At 69.1% G+C, this 16,272-nt stretch carries 12 protein-coding genes; 4 read left to right on the forward strand and 8 right to left on the reverse strand.

Annotated elements, in window-relative coordinates:
• Positions 1-162: 162 nt before the first annotated feature.
• Positions 163-2,343, forward strand: a complete 2,181-nt coding sequence (gene ligA, locus SD626R_RS07240; RefSeq protein ID WP_092565191.1) for an NAD-dependent DNA ligase LigA — start codon at positions 163-165, stop codon at positions 2,341-2,343.
• 67 nt (positions 2,344-2,410) lie between these two features.
• On the opposite strand, the gene SD626R_RS07245 is transcribed toward ligA, so the two are convergent.
• Entirely contained in the window at positions 2,411-3,826 is a 1,416-nt protein-coding gene (locus SD626R_RS07245; RefSeq protein WP_092565193.1) for a GntP family permease, read from the reverse strand.
• 296 nt (positions 3,827-4,122) lie between these two features.
• On the opposite strand from SD626R_RS07245, the gene SD626R_RS07250 reads away from it, so the two are divergent.
• Together SD626R_RS07250 and SD626R_RS07255 are read left to right on the forward strand one after the other, a co-directional pair.
• On the forward strand, positions 4,123-5,121 hold the full coding sequence (locus tag SD626R_RS07250; RefSeq protein WP_092565195.1) for an ABC transporter ATP-binding protein: 999 nt from the start codon (positions 4,123-4,125) through the stop codon (positions 5,119-5,121).
• Entirely contained in the window at positions 5,118-5,948 is an 831-nt protein-coding gene (locus SD626R_RS07255; RefSeq protein WP_092565197.1) for an ABC transporter permease subunit, read from the forward strand. Before SD626R_RS07250 ends, SD626R_RS07255 begins: the two co-directional genes overlap by 4 nt.
• Before the next feature lie 26 nt (positions 5,949-5,974).
• On the opposite strand, the gene SD626R_RS07260 is transcribed toward SD626R_RS07255, so the two are convergent.
• The 4 genes from SD626R_RS07260 to SD626R_RS07275 all read right to left on the reverse strand — a co-directional run bounded on the left by SD626R_RS07260 (position 5,975) and on the right by SD626R_RS07275 (position 11,711).
• Positions 5,975-7,279, reverse strand: coding sequence for an O-acetylhomoserine aminocarboxypropyltransferase/cysteine synthase family protein (locus SD626R_RS07260; RefSeq protein ID WP_092565199.1), 1,305 nt, complete (start codon positions 7,277-7,279; stop codon positions 5,975-5,977).
• Between the two features lie 180 nt (positions 7,280-7,459).
• A complete protein-coding gene (locus SD626R_RS07265) occupies positions 7,460-7,819 on the reverse strand; it encodes an Ig-like domain-containing protein (RefSeq protein ID WP_092565201.1) in 360 nt (119 codons plus the stop codon).
• Between the two features lie 153 nt (positions 7,820-7,972).
• Complete coding sequence (locus SD626R_RS07270) at positions 7,973-9,655, reverse strand: ATP-binding protein (protein ID WP_092565203.1); 1,683 nt, start codon at positions 9,653-9,655, stop codon at positions 7,973-7,975.
• A 142-nt stretch (positions 9,656-9,797) separates the two neighbouring features.
• Entirely contained in the window at positions 9,798-11,711 is a 1,914-nt protein-coding gene (locus SD626R_RS07275) for a methyl-accepting chemotaxis protein (protein WP_176697294.1), read from the reverse strand.
• A gap of 243 nt (positions 11,712-11,954) precedes the next feature.
• On the opposite strand from SD626R_RS07275, the gene SD626R_RS07280 reads away from it, so the two are divergent.
• Complete coding sequence (locus tag SD626R_RS07280) at positions 11,955-13,187, forward strand: SPFH domain-containing protein (protein WP_092565207.1); 1,233 nt, start codon at positions 11,955-11,957, stop codon at positions 13,185-13,187.
• A gap of 48 nt (positions 13,188-13,235) precedes the next feature.
• On the opposite strand, the gene SD626R_RS07285 is transcribed toward SD626R_RS07280, so the two are convergent.
• The 3 genes from SD626R_RS07285 to uvrB all read right to left on the reverse strand — a co-directional run.
• Positions 13,236-13,826: a hypothetical protein gene (locus SD626R_RS07285; protein WP_092565209.1), complete on the reverse strand. Its 591-nt coding sequence runs from the start codon at positions 13,824-13,826 to the stop codon at positions 13,236-13,238.
• Between the two features lie 109 nt (positions 13,827-13,935).
• Positions 13,936-14,466, reverse strand: a complete 531-nt coding sequence (locus SD626R_RS07290; RefSeq protein WP_092565211.1) for a hypothetical protein — start codon at positions 14,464-14,466, stop codon at positions 13,936-13,938.
• Positions 14,467-14,569: 103 nt separating this feature from the next.
• On the reverse strand, positions 14,570-16,272 hold a 1,703-nt coding region (gene uvrB / locus SD626R_RS07295), incomplete at its 5' end, for an excinuclease ABC subunit UvrB (RefSeq protein WP_092565213.1).

A 16,272-nucleotide genomic window follows, 5' to 3' on the forward strand; every position in this document is an offset into this window, starting at 1 on the left:
TCGCCGGCGGTTCGCGGCCGCCACCGGCGGCCGCTCACCGGCGCGCCGACCGCACCGCGCGTTCATTTATAACCTATCTCGCCGCAGCCGCCGACCTGCGTACCCGGCCGCGGGGCGAGACGAACGGTCGTTTTTAATCCGAGCCGCCGCAAAGATCGACCGATGACGAGCGCGCAATCCGGGTCGTCGACCCGGCATGCGGACCCGGACGAGAACCCCTACGTCGAGGCGCCGCCGACCGACTTCGAGCCGGTCGAAGCGCTCTCGGACGAGGGCGCCGCCGAGCAGGCGTCGCTCCTCCGGGCGGCGGTCCGGGAGCACGACCACCGGTACTACGTCGAGGCCGACCCCCTGATCTCGGACGAGACGTACGACCGGCTGTTCGCGCGCCTTCGAGAGCTGGAGGACGCGTTCGACCTCCCGACCGAGGACTCCCCCACGCGCCGCGTCGGCGGCGAGCCGCTCGACGAGCTGGAGACCGTCGAGCACGTCGCGCCGATGCGCTCGATCGACAACGCGACCGAGGCCGAGGCGGTCCGCGAGTTCGACGAGCGCGTCCGGACGGGACTCGACGGCGAGGGGTTCGACCCGGACGACGTCGCGTACGTCTGCGAGCCGAAGTTCGACGGGCTCTCGGTCGAGGTGGTGTACGAGGACGGCGTCTACGCCCGCGCCGCCACCCGCGGCGACGGGACCGAGGGCGACGACGTCACCGAACAGGTGCGGACGATCCGGTCGGTCCCGGACCGGCTTCGGGGCGACCCGCCGGCGACGCTGGCGGTCCGCGGCGAGGTCTACATGCCCCGCGACGCGTTCGACGCGTACAACGAGGCGCTGATCGAGCGCGGCGAGGAGCCGTTCGCGAACCCGCGCAACGCCGCGGCCGGGACGCTCCGCCAGCTCGACCCCGCGGTCGTCGCCGAGCGCCCGCTCGACGCCTTCTTCTTCGACGTGTTGGCGTGGGAGACCGACGAGGAGCGGGCGGCGGGAGGCGAGGGCGGCGACGAGTCCGATACCCCGGAGCGCCCGGACGCCCACTGGGCCGAGTTCGACGCGTTCGACGCCTTCGGGCTCCGCCGCGCCGACCGGGTCGAGCGCGTCGACGATGTCGAGGCGGCGATCGACTACCGCGACCGCCTCATGACAGAGCGCGACGACCTGAACTACGAGATCGACGGCGTCGTGATCGCGGTCGACGACCGGGCGCACCGCGAGGCGCTCGGGTCGACGTCGCGGGCGCCGCGCTGGGCGTTCGCCTACAAGTTCCCGCCGCGGACCGCGACGACGACGGTGGAGGGGATCACCGTGCAGGTGGGCCGTACGGGTCGGCTCACCCCCGTCGCCGAGCTCGATCCCGTTGACGTCGGCGGCGTGAGCGTCTCGCGGGCGACGCTCCACAACCCCGCCGAGATCGAGGCGCTCGGCGTGAACGTCGGCGACCGCGTGCGGATCTACCGCGCCGGCGACGTGATCCCGTACGTCCCCGAGGTCGTCGAGAAGCGCTCCGAGGGGACCCACGCGTTCCCCGAGCGGTGTCCCGTCTGCGACGCCCCCGTCGAGCGCGACGGCCCGCTCGCGTTCTGTACCGGCGGGCTCGGCTGTCCGGCGCAGCTGGAGCGCGCGGTCGAACACTGGGCGCGGCGGGACGCCCTCGACGTCGAGGGGCTGGGCCCCGAACGCGTCGAGCAACTCCGCGAGGCCGGGCTCGTGGAGTCGCTGCCGGACCTCTACGACCTGACGGTCGCGGAGCTGGCGGCCTTAGAGGGATGGGGCGAGACGAGCGCCGAGAACCTCGTCGCCGAGCTCGAAGCCACGAAGGAGCCGCCGCTCGACGCCTTCCTCGCCGGGTTGGGGATCCCCGACGTGGGGGCGACGACCGCCCGCGCGCTCGCGGCGGAGTTCGGCGACCTCGACGCGATCCTCGACGCGGACGAGGACGCCCTCCGCGAGGTCGACGACGTGGGTCCCGAGGTGGCCGAGTCGATCCGGACGTTCCTCGACGGCGAGGAGAACCGGGCCGCGATCGAGGGGCTCCGCGAGCGCGGCGTCGAGCCCGAGTCGGTCGACGTCGACGGCGGGGACGCGCTCGACGGGCTCACCTTCGTCTTCACCGGATCGCTGTCGGCGACGCGGGGCGAGGCGCAGGCGCACGTGGAGGCGCACGGCGCGAGCGCCACGTCGAGCGTCTCGGGGAACACCGACTACCTCGTCGCCGGCGAGAGTCCCGGGCGGTCGAAGCGGGACGACGCGGACGCCGAGGACGTGCCCGTGCTCGACGAGGACGGCTTCGCCGACCTCCTCGCGGACCGCGGTGTGGCGTGGCCGCCCGAGGGCGACGAGTAGCGGCGGAGCCGTCGCTGTCGGCGGAGAACGCGCAGGGCGAAAAATCCGCGACGGGCGGTCGCTCGCCTCAGGCGAGCGGGAGGACCGTCGACAAGACTAGCACGGTGATGAGCCCCGTCACCGAGATGATCGTCGTGAGGGCGGTCCAGGTCTGCAGCGTCTCTCCCTTCGTGAGCCCCCCGATCTCGCTGACGAGCCAGAAGCCGGAGTCGTTGAACCACGAGAAGATGTTCCCGCCGGCGCCGATCGCCATCACGAGGTAGGCCGGGTGGACGGTGAGCTGCCCGGTGAGCGGCGCCATGATCCCCGCGGCGGTCAACATTGCGGCCGTGGCCGACCCCTGGGCGATGCGGACGATCGCGGCGATGAGCCAGGCCGTGACGAGCAGGCCGATCCCCACTTCCTGGAGCGCGTTGGCCAGGTAGTCACCGATGCCGGAGGCGGCGAGCAGCGCGCCGAACGCCCCGCCGGCCGCCGTGATCGCGGCGATGTTCCCGCCGCTCTTCAGGGCCTCGGTGAGCTCGTCGCTCCACTCGCTCCGGGTCATCGCGTCGTAGCGGTAGAACGTGTACGCGGCCGCGAGCGCGGCGATCGTCAGTGCGACGTTCTTGTTCCCGAGGAAGTCGGTGATCGGCTGCAGCGAGGCCAGGGCCGGCACGACCTCTTGGAACGTGTTGACGGCCGTCGACGACGCGATCAGCAGCACCGCCAGCAGGATCGGCGCTAGCGACTCGATCATCCCCGGGAGCTCGCTGGTCGGCCGGTCCGCGACCTCCTGTAGCTCCTCCGTCGAGGTCGCCATCGTGTCGCGCAGCGGGATGTCGAGCCGGCTGTTGATCCAGCGCCCGTAAACGAGTCCAGAGACGATGGCGGCCGGGATAGCGACCGCCAGTCCGACGAGGATCGTCGTCCCCAGGTTGCTTCCGATCTGGTCGGCGACCGCGAGCGGGCCGGGCGTGGGCGGCACGAACACGTGCGTCGTCGCGGCCCCCGCGCCGACGACGACGATGAACAGCGTGTAGTCGCGACCGACGCGCGCCCGCATCGAGCGCGCGAGCGGCGCCATCAGGTAGAACACGCTGTCGAAGAACACCGGGACCGCGAGCACCGAACTGCTGCCGAGCAGCGCCACGTCTGAGTTGCCCTCGCCGAGCACGTTCTGGAACCCGCGGACGACCCGCTGGGCCGCGCCGCTCTCCAGCATGCCCTTGCCGATGACCGCGGCCATGAGGATCGGGATGCCGATCCCAGCCATCCCGTTCCCGAACGCCGTCGCGACCTGACTGCCGGCGTCGGCGGCGGTGAAGTCCGCGACGAAGACCGTGTTCACCACGCCGACCAGGAACGCCGAGATGATCAGCCCGATGAACGCCGGGAGATCCAACCACACGAGCATCGCGACGACAATAATCAATCCAATTATAAATGTGAGTAACGGACTGTGCGTGAACTGAACAGTCGCTTGGAGTGGTGTCGGATCCATCCCGCCTGACATGGTCAGAATAAACAATTAAATTTTGCGTGATAGGCAGACGGCGCCTACGTACATCGGTTTTTCGGCCTCGAAACGTACATAGATTCTAACCGAGGTTCGAGTAGCCGAATCCGAAGAATAGTCAGAAGTTTGTCTAACATTTTTTATTGCTGGTGAATAAACAGCTCCGCGTCGCGATAGCGATGCGTCCCGGCCGCTCGGTCCATCGATCGTTGGCGGTCGCCCCTCACGGCCCCTCGCACCGACCCGCAACGCTTTATCCGGAGACGCGGGAACGAGGTGGTATGACCGCCATCGAGCTGCGTGGCGTGCGGAAGGAGTTCGGCGACGTCACGGCCGTCCGTGACCTCGACCTCACCGTGGCGGAGGGCGAGGTGTACGGGTTCCTCGGCCCGAACGGCGCCGGCAAGTCGACGACCATCGACATGCTGCTCGACCTCGTCCGCCCGACTGCGGGGACGGTGCGCGTGCTCGGGCGAGACGCCACGGGCGACGGGGTCGCGATCCGACGTCGGACCGGCGTGCTCCCGGACGGCTTTTCGGTGTACGACCGGCTCTCCGGCCGGAAACACGTCGAGTTCGCGGTCCGGTCGAAGGAGGCCGACGACGACCCGGACGCCCTCCTGGAGCGCGTGGGGATACTCGACGACGCCGACCGCAAGGCCGGCGGCTACTCGAAGGGGATGCGCCAGCGGCTCGCGCTCGCGATGGCGCTCGCCGGCGAGCCCGACCTGCTCGTGCTCGACGAGCCCTCCTCCGGGCTCGACCCCGCCGGCGCGAAGGAGATGCGAGAGATCGTTCAGACGGAGGCCGACCGCGGCGCGACCGTCTTCTTCTCCTCGCACATCCTCGAACAGGTCGACGCCGTCTGCGACCGGGTCGGCATCCTCCGCGACGGCGAGCTCGTCGCCGAGGACTCCGTCGAGGGGCTCCGCGAGGCCGTCGGCGGGGAGGAGACGCTGGAGATCGCCGTCGGCGACGCGGACGGGGCGGGCGGCGCGGACGACGCGGCCGTCGAGGCGGTCCGCGCGGTCGACGGCGTCAGCCGCGTCGACCGCGACGGCGACGCCCTCGTCGTAAGCTGCGCCGACGGCGCGAAGACCCGCGTCATCGCCGCGCTGGAGGACGCCGGCGTCGCCGTCGACGACTTCCACACCCGGGAGGCGTCGCTGGAGGACCTATTCCTGGCGTACACGGAGGGTGACACGCCGACGGCTGACGAGGACGAATCCGGTTCGGATCCGCCCGATGACGACGCCGCCGACGAGGAGGTGGACCGATGAGCCTCGCCGCCATCGCGGAGAAGGACTTCCAGGACGCGGTGCGCTCGCGCGGGATGATCGCGCTCGTGGCGCTGTTCTCGCTGCTCGTCGCGGTCTTCGCGTTCGTCATCAGGCCGACGGGGCAGGGCGAGCAGTTCGCGACGGAGCTCCTCCTGCGCTTCTTCGTCAGGCCGTTCCTCGTGACGACGCTCGTCCCGCTCGTCGCCGTCGTGATCGGCTACAACGCCGTGAGCGGCGAGCGCGAGTCCGGCTCCCTGAAGCTGCTCCTCTCGCTGCCGCACTCGCGGGCCGACGTCGTCTTCGGGAAGGTCGTCGGGCGCGGCGTCGCGCTGTCCGTCGCGGTGTTCGCCGGGTTCCTGCTGCCCGCCGCCGTGCTGGCCGTGCTCGCCCAGACCGGCGGGCTGGCGGCGTTCAACGCCGGCTCGTACTTCGGGTTCACCGTCTTCGCCGCGATCCTCGGCGTCGTCTTCGTCGCGATCGCGGTCGGCTGTTCGGCCGCCGCGTCGACGCAGCGCCGCGCGCTGATCGGCGGCGTCTCGATCTACGTCCTGTTCGTGCTGCTGTGGGGCGCCGTCACCGGGCAGTTCCTCGGGGCCGCGGGCGGGATCGTCGACCCGCTTCCGGTGTCGACGGAGCAGGTCCGGACGTTCCTCCGCGTGTCGAACCCGACGACCGGCGTCGAGATCCTGTCGAACGCGTTCCTCGCCGAGCGGCTGTTCTCCGGCGAGAACGTGAACCGGCAGATCTCCGCCGCGTCGATGCTCGTGTTCTGGACGGTCGCGCCGCCGCTGGTCGGGCTCTGGAAGTTCGACGCCGACGACCTGTAGGAGAAGACGGCCGCTTCGCGGCCGACCTACGCCGTCGCGCGCTCGATCGCCGCTTCGAGGTCAGCGACGATGTCGGCCGGATCCTCGATACCGACCGAGAGCCGCACCATGTCGCCGGTGACGCCCGCGGCCTCCTGCTCCGCCTCGGTGAGCTGCTGGTGGGTCGTCGAGGCCGGGTGGATGACGAGCGTCTTCGCGTCGCCGACGTTGGCGAGCAGCGAGGCGAGGTCGGCGTTCTCGACGGTCCCCTTGGCGGCCTCGTAGCCGCCCTCCAAGCCGAAGGTGATCATGCCGCCGTAGCCGCCCTCCAGGTACTCGCTCGCCTCGTCGTGAGTCTCGTGGCTCTCCAGTCCGGGGTAGTTCACCCACGCCACGTCGTCGTGCTCGTCGAGGTACTCGGCGACGATGCCGGCGTTCTCGCAGTGGCGCTCCATGCGGAGCGGGAGCGACTCCGTCTGCTGGAGCGTGTTCCACGCGTCGAACGGCGACTGCTGGTCGCCCAGGTCGCGCAGGCCGCGGGTGACCGCCGCGAACGTGAACGCCGCGTCGCCGAACGCCTCGACGTAGTTGATCCCGTGGTACGCGGGGTTGTCCTGTGCGATCTCCGGGTACTTCTCGGCGTGCTCGGCCCACGGGAAGGAGCCGCCGTCGACGAGGACGCCGCCGACGGTGGTCCCGTTGCCGGTGAGCCACTTCGTCGTCGACTCCCAGACGAGGTCCGCGCCGTGGTCGAGCGGCCGGCAGAGGTACGGGGTCGCGAAGGTGTTGTCGACGAACAGCGGGGCGCCGTGCTCGTGGGCGATATCGGCAATTCTCTCGATGTCCGGCGTGACGAGGGCCGGGTTCCCGATGGTCTCGATGTGGACGTACGCCGTGTCGTCGTCTATCGCGTCGGCGTACCCCTCGTAGTCGAGCGGGTCGACGAACCGCGTCGAGACCCCGCGTCGCTCGACGGAGTGGGTGAGGTAGGTGTAGGTGCCGCCGTACAGCGCCGACGAGGAGACGATGTTGTCCCCGGCGGACGCGAGCATGAACGTCGCCAGGTCGAGCGACGCCATCCCCGACGACGTGGCCACCGCACCCACGCCGTTTTCGAGGGAGGCGATCCGCTCCTCTAAGGCGGCGTTCGTCGGGTTCATGATCCGGGAGTAGACGTTCCCCGCCTCCTCTAGGGCGAACAGCCGGGCCGCGTGGTCGGCGTCCTCGAACTCGTAGGAGGTCGTCTGGTAGATTGGCGTCGCACGGGCGCCGGTCGCCGGGTCGGGATCCGACCCCGCGTGGACGCTTCGGGTGCTGAACTCGCGGTCCGCGTCGTCCTCGTCGGCTGGCATGGATCGACGTGCGCCCGCCACGTATTTAAATACGGCCGCAACGGCCTGGCGTTACCGGTTTCTCGGAGACGCCGGTTTCCGACGGGGGGCGATTCCGCTAAGGCGCCGATCGCTCGTCGCCGTCGAGGACGGCTTCGTTTCAAACGAGATCACCGACCCACCGTGACGCCCGTCCCGACCTTAGCGCGTGTGACGGCCCGCGGTGACGGTGACGACGCCGTTCCCGCATTCGATTACCGCGCGCTCCTCGGGGGTATCGCCGATCGGACACTCGGCGCTGTCGCTCGCCTGTTCCTCCAACGTCGCCTCCACGCGATACGTCGCGTGGTCGATCGGAAGCCGCATGCTCACGGTCTCCGACGGTTCGACCCTCACGGAGCGGTCGACGACGACCTCGTCGCGCGAGTCGACGAGCCTCACGGAGAGCGTGTTGACCGTCGCGGCGTCGTAGTTCCGGACGGAGACGCTCTCCGAACTCGGCGTCCGGCGGTCGGGTCGGTCTGACGCGGAGGAGTCGCTCTTCGTCTGGGGGATTTGCATGTGTCGGATAACGGCCCGTTAAAGTATATAGACTGTAGCTCGGTTTCCGAGTCGGAAACGATCGTCCCTCGCGAGACGGGTGAGACTCGATAGCCAGTGGTGACCGATCGCTCCGTCTCGCGACCGGCGGCGCCGGGGTCGGACGGGGGAGAGTCAGTCCTCGATTCGGAGGGTGATCTCGGTCCCGTCGTCGCTGGCGTCGTACTCGATCGTTCCGTCGATCTCGTCGACCACCATGGTGACGATCCAGAGGCCAATCCCGCTCCCGTGGTTGAGCACGTCCTCGTACCCGCGTTCGAGCACCGCCAGCTCGCTCTCCGGGATGCCGTCGCCGTTGTCCTCCACCGTGATCACCGCGCCGTCGGCGGTCTCGTCGAGCGTAACCCGAACCTCGGCGTCGTCGCGGGGGTTGTGCTCGGCGGCGTTTTCGATGAGGTTCTCAAGCGCGTGTGAAATGTCGGGCGTCACGGTGACCGAGCACGACGCGGGACACTCGGTCGTAAACGACGTACGGTGGTAGGCTCGGTCGTACTCGTCGACGATGTCGGTGACGAGCCCCGTCAGTTCGACCGACGTCGTCTGTCCGCGATGCTCGACGATCTCTTTCATCACGCGACTCTTCGCGCTGACCGAGAGGAGGTCGTCGGCCGCGGCGGCGGCGTCGTACGCTCGGTCCCGCGCCTCGCCGTCGAGTCGATCGACCAGCGCCCGGTTGTTCGCCTTCACGACATCGACCTTGTTGCGGATGTTGTGTCTGAGCGCGCGAGTGAGGATCTGGTTGAGCAGGTCGAGGTTCTCCTGTTGCCGCCGCCGGGTCGTCAGATCGCGGGCCGTGATCGCGAGCCCCCGACTGTCGCCGAACGAATCGAGCGACGCGGCGTACAGCCGATAGATCCGGTCCTCGCCGTCCCGGGTGAGCGTGACCTCGGTCCGGCTCGTTTCGGGGTCGTCCAACGGCACGGCGCCGACGACGGGATCGGGGAGCGCCGCGTCGGCCTTCCGACCGGAAGCGAGCCCGTCGAACGTCGCGTTCGCCGGTGCGTTGAAGTCCACGACCCGCCGTTCCGGGTTCAACACGATCACCGGGGCGGTGATCCCGTCGATCACGTCGGACGTGTCGACCGGCGTGTATCCGAAGAGGTCGTATCGGTACAGGCCGACCACGTACGAGACGCCCACGCCCGTCACGGCCAACGCGGGGTAGTCGACGCCGGAGACGGCGTGTGGAATCGTCGACTCGAACACCTCGACCAGGACCGCCCCGGACGTGGCGAAGAACACGAGCGCGACCTGCCACGCCTGAACGTAGTTCGTGGTCAGCAGTTTATACAGGATCAGCCCGGAGCCGACGGCGAACGCCGCCAACGCGAGCAGTTCGACGACCCCGGCGAGTTCGGTGTCGGTCCACGTGACGAACGTGAACGGGTCGTCGATTGTCGTCGGGTCCGTGTTCGTCACGGCCGCGACGGGCGGAAACGACTCCACGGCGAGCATCCCCACGGCGACGCCGCCGAGCGGGTACGCGACCAGCGGCCGGGCAAGCACGTCGCGATGACCCACGTAGACGGCGGCGAAGTAGAACCACACCAGCGTCATCAGCACCTGAAAGAACTGCTCGACGAGATGGAGCTCCCACGCGAGCGAGAGGGGTCCGACGATCCTGAGCAGCACGGTCGCGTTCCACGCGACGGTGACCGCGAGGAACGCGAACAGCGCCTGCGCGGCGTATCGGTCCCGTCGGCGGTACGTCCAGACGGCGCTTCCGAGGCTGAGGACACACGAGAGGGTGAACCCGAGTACGTGCCAAAAGAATACGCTACCGGATTGAGAGAGCATGGGACGTAATTCCAGACTGGGGGAATCATCCGCGTCTACCACTCGCTGTTACATAATTCTTGAGTGAACTGTTCGTTTTACGACCCCGTTTTCGGCAGATTCGTCGGCGGCGAACAGCAGCGGAGTCGACTCTGGAGAGCCGCTAGATTCCCCCGTCGCCGACGACGCGGTCGTGACCGCCCGTCGCGGAGGGGCTCGCCCCGCCGCTCCGCTCGACGGTGAACCCGCCGAGGAGGTCCTGGAGCCGGTCGGCCTCTGACGAGAGCGCGCCCGCTTCCTCCGTCACGGCGCTCATCGCCGCGTGCTGCTCCGCGGCCGTGTCTACCACGTCGTTCGCTTCGGTGGCCGTCGACCGGCTGATTCCCTCGACCTCCTCGACCATCGTGACCGCCTCCTCCGTGCTGGCCGCCTGCTCGTCGGTCGCGTGGCTGATCTCCTGGATCCCGTCGTCGGTGTCGGCCGCGTGGGTCGCGACCGACCCGAACGCCTCCACCGCGTCCCGGACGGCCGTCGCGCTGTCGGACATGTGCCGTTCGGCCTCGCGCACCGTCTCGACCGTTTCGGTCGTTTCGGACTGCGTCGCGGCGATGAGCTCCTCGATCTCTTTGGCCGCGTCCTGCGTCTCCCCGGCCAACTGTTTCACCTCGTCGGCGACCACGGCGAACCCGTCGCCCCCGGCCGACCCGTCGCCCGACCCGGTGCGTGCGGCCTCGATGTTCGCGTTCAACGCGAGGATGTTGGTCTGCTCCGCGATGTCGGCGATCAGATCGACGATCTCGCCGATGTCGCTCATCCGCTCGTCGAGCGACCGGACCTTCGCGACCGTCGTTTCGGTCGCCTCTTGCGAGTCCTCGACCCGATCCATCGCCCCTTCGGCCGACCGCTGCCCGGCCTCGGCCACGTCGGACGTCTCCTCGGCCGCCTCCGCGACCGTCTCCGTCGACGACGCGACCTCCTCGATCGTCGCCGAGAGGTTCGACATCTCGCTCGACACCTCGGTCAACATCTCGCGCTGCTCGTCGGCGTCGGCGGCGATGTCCTCGACCGACTCCGTGACCGCCTCGCTCATTTCCTCCGCGTCGGCGGTGCTCTCGCGAACGGTCTCGCTCGCCCGCGAGACGTCGTCGGCGAACGACTGAACCCGACCCATCGTCGCGCCGATCTCGTCCAACATCTCGTTGAACGCGGTCCCGATCCGCTCCATCGCCTCGCTCTCGCTGTCGGCGTCGAGTCGAACCGTGAGATCGCCGTCCGCCGCGCGGTTCATCGCCGCGCTGTAGTCGTCGGCCTTCGACTCCAAGTGATCGTTCAGCGATTCCACCTCCCGCTTCCGTTCCTCGGCGGTCGCCTTGGCCGCCTCGGCGTCTTCGACTTCCTCCTGTTTGGCCTCCGCCAGCGCGAGCTTCTCCTCCGCCTCCTCGCGCGACTTCTCGATCGAGTACCAGTTCACCATCAGCGTCCCCGCGAGCAGCGTGATGAACCCGGCGTGGACGCCGCCCCACGCGATCGGGTTCTGGATCGCGGCGGCGTGGTTGTAGACGAGGCTCGAATCGATCAGGCTGAACGTCCCGTGGCCGACCGCGACGTAGCCCATCCCGACCGCGAACGGGAGCCAGTCCTCGTAGAGCGCCAACACCGCGACGAAGACGAAGAAGTGGAAGTGGGCCTCGATGTATCCGCCGGAGAACTTCACCAGGGCCATCGAGATCGTCATCCCGCTGAACGCCGCGGCGGTCGTCCGCTGGCGGCGGCCGAGCTGCGGGAGCGCCGCGACGACCGCGGGCACGCCGACGCCGCCGGCCATCAGCAAGAGCATCCACGTCGGGATCGCCGGGATTTCGGCCTCGAGAACCGGGAGCGTTCCCTGATACAGTCCTAACCCGAAGAGGAGCGGAATCTGTACCGCGATCGTAATGAGAATATTGCGGTGGCGCCGATCCCACATTTCGGTGGGGATCGACGTGCCGTCCGGGATGTATCGGATAACCTCCCGGAGCGATCCGCCGGGGTCGCCGCCGCTCCCTGCCGTGCCGTCATCCACACCGTGTGCAGCCATACTGATTCGGTATCGATCATTTTCCGTTAAAGCGTTTTCTCGCCTGTTCGCGAATCTAATAATTGGAGCGGTGGGTGTGGGAGTTCAATCCATTCGTGTCGGAATACGACGAAACGGTGACGCGAGGGTCGGCTACGAGAGTTTTCCGGGGGGGTTCGCTCATCGTCGCGAACCCGTCCGGTCGAACGCGGCGGCTCGACGGCTCGTGCGAACCGTTAACAGCGTCGGCCCGTAACTTCGAATATGGGAACCCAAGGTCCGCGCGACGACGCCCTCGAGTTCGAGGACGCGGTTGGCGGCATCCCGGACGCCGTCTGGCAGTACACGGCGCTCGGCGCCGCGCTGCTCGTCGGCCTCGCCCTCCTCAGCCAGAGCCTCGTCTTCGGCGTCGGCGCGCTCGCGGTGTTGCTGGCGGCCGTCACGGTCGTCAGCGCGGTGGAGATCGTCGACGCCTACGACAAGGAGGCGCTCACGGTGTTCGGCGAGTTCCGGAAGCTGTTAGAGCCCGGCGTCCACCTCATCCCGCCGTTCGTCTCGCGGACGTACGCGTTCGACATGCGGACGCAGACGATCGACGTGCCGAGCCAGTCGGCGATCACGCGGGACAACTCGCCGGTGACCGCCGACGCGGTCGTCTACATCAAGGTGATGGACGCCAAGAAGGCCTTCCTCGAGGTGGACGACTACAAGAACGCCGTCTCGAACCTCGCGCAGACGACCCTTCGGGCGGTCCTCGGCGACATGGAACTCGACGACACGCTCTCCCGGCGCGACCAGATCAACGACCGCATCAACGAGGAGTTAGACGAGCCGACGGACGAGTGGGGGATCCGCGTCGAGGCGGTCGAGGTCCGCGAGGTGAGCCCGTCACAGGAGGTCCAGCGCGCGATGGAGCAGCAGACCGGCGCCGAGCGCCGGCGTCGCGCGATGATCCTCGAAGCGCAGGGGGAACGCCGCTCGGCGGTCGAGCAGGCCGAGGGTGACAAGCAGTCCAACATCATCCGGGCGCAGGGGGAAAAGCAGTCACAGATCCTCGAGGCGCAGGGGGACGCGATCTCCACGGTCCTCCGCGCGCGCTCCGCCGAATCGATGGGCGAGCGCGCCATCATCGAGCGCGGCATGGAGACCTTAGAAGAGATCGGCAAGGGCGAGTCCACCACGTTCGTCCTCCCCCAGGAGCTCACCAGCCTCGTCGGCCGCTACGGCAAGGCGCTGTCCGGCTCCGACGTCCAGGAAATGGAGGGGTTAGCGAGCAAGGAGTTCGACGAGGAGACGGAGAAGATGCTCGGCTTGGAGGACATCGAGAGCGCCCTCGAACAGCTCGATACGGTGGCCGACAGCGACCTGCGGACCGACGAGACGCGCGACGCCGACACGGCCCGCGACGTCGACCTCGCTCGACAGGAGGAAGAAGAGATGCGCGAGGCCGATCGGGACATCGAACTGGAGACCGAAAGCGAGCGGCCGGGGAACTGATCGAGACGGCGTCGCGTTCGGATCGACCGGTGACGACAGAGCGGAACGTCAGGGGCGCCAGCGCTCGGGGTCGACCGCCCAGAGGAGGCCGACCGCGGCCGCGCCGCCGACCCCGCCGGTGACCAGCGAGACTGGGTCGGACGCTCCCGCCGCGAGCGCCGCGAGCAGCAGGACCGAGCCGGCGAGGAGCGCCGCGGTGTCCTCGGTAGTCGTCGCGCGGACGATGGGTGCCACGGCGCCCCCGGCGACGACGCCGGTCGCGACGGTGCCGGGCGGCCCGGTGAGGAGGGTCGCGAGCGCGTCGGTTTCGGCGAGCGCCGGGAGGGTCGCCGCGGGCGCGGCGACGACACCGGCGACGAGCGCGAACGCGGCGACTCCGCCGACGGCGGGCGCGAGGAGCGTCGCTCGCGCCGAGAGGTCGACACCCGCGAGCGCGGCGGCCCCGCCGACGAGGAGAACCGCACCGACCGCGACGAGGAGCGGTGTGACGACGAATGAGTACGGGGTGGGAGCGATTAGCGACACCGAGTCTGCCGCCGACTCGGGGGGGACGGTCGGCGTGACGGAAACCGTCGTCGCGAGCGCCGCGACGCCGACGACAAGGAGGGCCGATCCGAGAAGTCGACTGCGGAGTGACATGGGCTGTCGAAGACGGCCGGGGCACAAAACGATCGCGGGACGGAGTCGCGGTCGACGCGGATCGCGGTCGGGGCGACTCGCGATCGGGGCGTCGGAGGGGCCCCGACGCTCACACCGTGATACCGGCGCGCTCGTCGCCGGCGGCGACGATCACGCGCTTCGGCGGGCCGCGTTCGTCGGTGAGCCGGATCAGGAGCGTCTTGACGACCGGGTCGTCGGTCTCGACCTCGCCGCGGACGCCGCCTCGGTCGACGGCGATCCGGAGCGAGTGGTCGCCCGTGCGGCTGATCCCGCCGAGGCGGAGCCTGACCTCGGGCGCCGTGAGCCGCTGGGCGATCACGAGCACCGCGCCGCCGCCGTCGTCGACGAAGTCGGTGCGCTCGACGAACTCGCGGGACTCCGTCGCGTCGGACTTGAGCGCGCCGCGGGCCGACGCGGCCGATCGGAAGGAGGTCGCGTGGGTCGACAGCTCCGGCGGGCGGGCGAGGACGCTGCGGTCGTCGACCAGCGGGTTACCGTCGACGTACCGGCTCCGCACGCCGAGGTCGCGGGGAGTCGAGGCGGCGATGTCGTGGAGGCGGTCGACGCACCCGGCGGTGGCGGCCGCGAGCGCGCCGGCGACGACCGCGCGCCGATACATGTGCCCGACTGCGACGTACCGACGTAAAAACCCCGTCGTCGCGGTGACGCCGCCTGAGAATCGGAGGGGGCGGCCGCGGGGCGACGGGACGTCGGTGCGGTCGCTACTCGTCGACCATCGGCGCGGGAACGCCCTCGTCCCCGCCGTCGAGCTCGAAGGCGCGCCGGAGCTCCGCGATCCGGTCGCGGATGTCCGCCGCCAGCTCGAACTCCAGGTTGCTCGCGGCCTCGTCCATGCGGTCTTCGAGCGCCTCGATCTGCGCTTCGGCCTCGTCTCTGCTCTCCACGTCGCCGACGCTGACGTCCGAGGTGTCCGTCTTCGACCCGGGGAGGTTCGTCTCGCTCACCGGCTTGTCGATGGTGGTCGCCTCGTAGCCGTGTTCGGCGTTGTACTCCAGCTGGATCTCGCGGCGGCGCTGGGTCTCCTCGATGGCGGCCTCCATCGAGTCGGTCACCCGGTCGGCGTAGAGGACGACCTCGCCGTTGACGTTGCGGGCGGCCCGTCCCATCGTCTGGACGAGCGTCGTGGTGGAGCGCAGGAACCCCTCCTGGTCGGCGTCGAGGATGGCGACGAGACTCACCTCCGGGATGTCGAGCCCCTCGCGCAGCAGGTTGATCCCAACGAGCACGTCGATGTTGCCGAGGCGGAGGTCGCGGATGATCTCGTGGCGCTCCAGCGTGTCCGTCTCGTCGTGCATGTACGCCACGTCGACGCCGGCCTCCTCGAAGTACTCCGTGAGGTCCTCGGCCATCCGCTTCGTCAGGGTGGTGACGAGGACGCGCTCGTCGCGCTCGATCCGCTCGTCGACGCGCTCCAAGAGGTCCTCGACCTGCCCCGTCGCCTCCGTCACCTCCACCTTCGGATCGACGAGGTGCGTCGGGCGGACGATCTGCTCGACGATGCGGTCGGAGGTCTCGCGCTCGTAGTCGCTCGGCGTGGCCGAGACGTAGAGGGTGCGGTCCGTCTTCTCCTCGAACTCCTCGAACGTCAGGGGGCGGTTGTCGTACGCCGTGGGGAGCCGGAACCCGTTCTCGACCAGCGAGTCCTTCCGCGACTTATCGCCCTCGTACTGCCCTTTGATCTGGGGGATCGTCTGGTGGGACTCGTCGACGACGGTGAGGAAGTCGTCGGGGAAGTAGTCGAGGAGGGTGTAGGGGGCGTCGCCCGACTCGCGGTCGTCCATGTGGACCGAGTAGTTCTCGATCCCCGAGCAGTAGCCGGCCTCGCGGAGCATCTCGACGTCGAAGGTGGTCCGCTCCTCGATACGCTGGGCGGCCACGAGGTCGCCCTGCCGCTCGAAGTAGCTCACGCGCTTCTCCATCAGGTCCTCGATCTCCGCGATCGCCTGCTCCAGCTTGTCGTCCGGGATCGAGTAGTGCTCCGCCGGGTGGAGCATGACGGCGGGCTCCTCCGAGACGGCCTCCCCCTTCATGGGGTCGACCTTGATCATCCGGTCGATCTCGTCGCCCCACAGCTCGACTCGCACCGCGTATCGCCCGTACATCGGGTAGATCTCGACGGTGTCGCCCCGGACGCGGAAGGTGCCCTGCGTGAAGTCCACGTCGTTGCGCTCGTAGTTCAGATCGACGAGCCGGGCGAGCAGCTGCTCGCGGCCGACCTCCTCGCCGACCTCCAACCGGAGCGCCATGTCGCGGTAGTTCTGGGGATCGCCGAGCCCGTAGATGGCCGAGACGCTCGCGACCACGATCACGTCGTCGCGCGTCAGGAGCGAGCGCGTCGCGGAGTGACGCAGGCGGTCGATCTCCTCGTTGATCGACATCTCCTTGTCGATGAACGTGTCCGTCT

This window comes from Halorubrum sp. SD626R (assembly GCF_001261915.1).
Lineage (GTDB): Archaea > Halobacteriota > Halobacteria > Halobacteriales > Haloferacaceae > Halorubrum.

Coding starts and splice junctions, on each gene's coding strand:
- ligA (WP_092565191.1), top strand. CDS start 163: ATGACGAGCGCGCAATCCGGGTCGTCGACCCGGCATGCGGACCCGGAC.
- SD626R_RS07280 (WP_092565207.1), top strand. CDS start 11,955: ATGGGAACCCAAGGTCCGCGCGACGACGCCCTCGAGTTCGAGGACGCG.
- SD626R_RS07275 (WP_176697294.1), bottom strand. CDS start 11,711: ATGGCTGCACACGGTGTGGATGACGGCACGGCAGGGAGCGGCGGCGAC.
- SD626R_RS07265 (WP_092565201.1), bottom strand. CDS start 7,819: ATGCAAATCCCCCAGACGAAGAGCGACTCCTCCGCGTCAGACCGACCC.
- SD626R_RS07285 (WP_092565209.1), bottom strand. CDS start 13,826: ATGTCACTCCGCAGTCGACTTCTCGGATCGGCCCTCCTTGTCGTCGGC.
- SD626R_RS07245 (WP_092565193.1), bottom strand. CDS start 3,826: ATGGATCCGACACCACTCCAAGCGACTGTTCAGTTCACGCACAGTCCG.
- SD626R_RS07255 (WP_092565197.1), top strand. CDS start 5,118: ATGAGCCTCGCCGCCATCGCGGAGAAGGACTTCCAGGACGCGGTGCGC.
- SD626R_RS07290 (WP_092565211.1), bottom strand. CDS start 14,466: ATGTATCGGCGCGCGGTCGTCGCCGGCGCGCTCGCGGCCGCCACCGCC.
- SD626R_RS07270 (WP_092565203.1), bottom strand. CDS start 9,655: ATGCTCTCTCAATCCGGTAGCGTATTCTTTTGGCACGTACTCGGGTTC.
- SD626R_RS07260 (WP_092565199.1), bottom strand. CDS start 7,279: ATGCCAGCCGACGAGGACGACGCGGACCGCGAGTTCAGCACCCGAAGC.
- SD626R_RS07250 (WP_092565195.1), top strand. CDS start 4,123: ATGACCGCCATCGAGCTGCGTGGCGTGCGGAAGGAGTTCGGCGACGTC.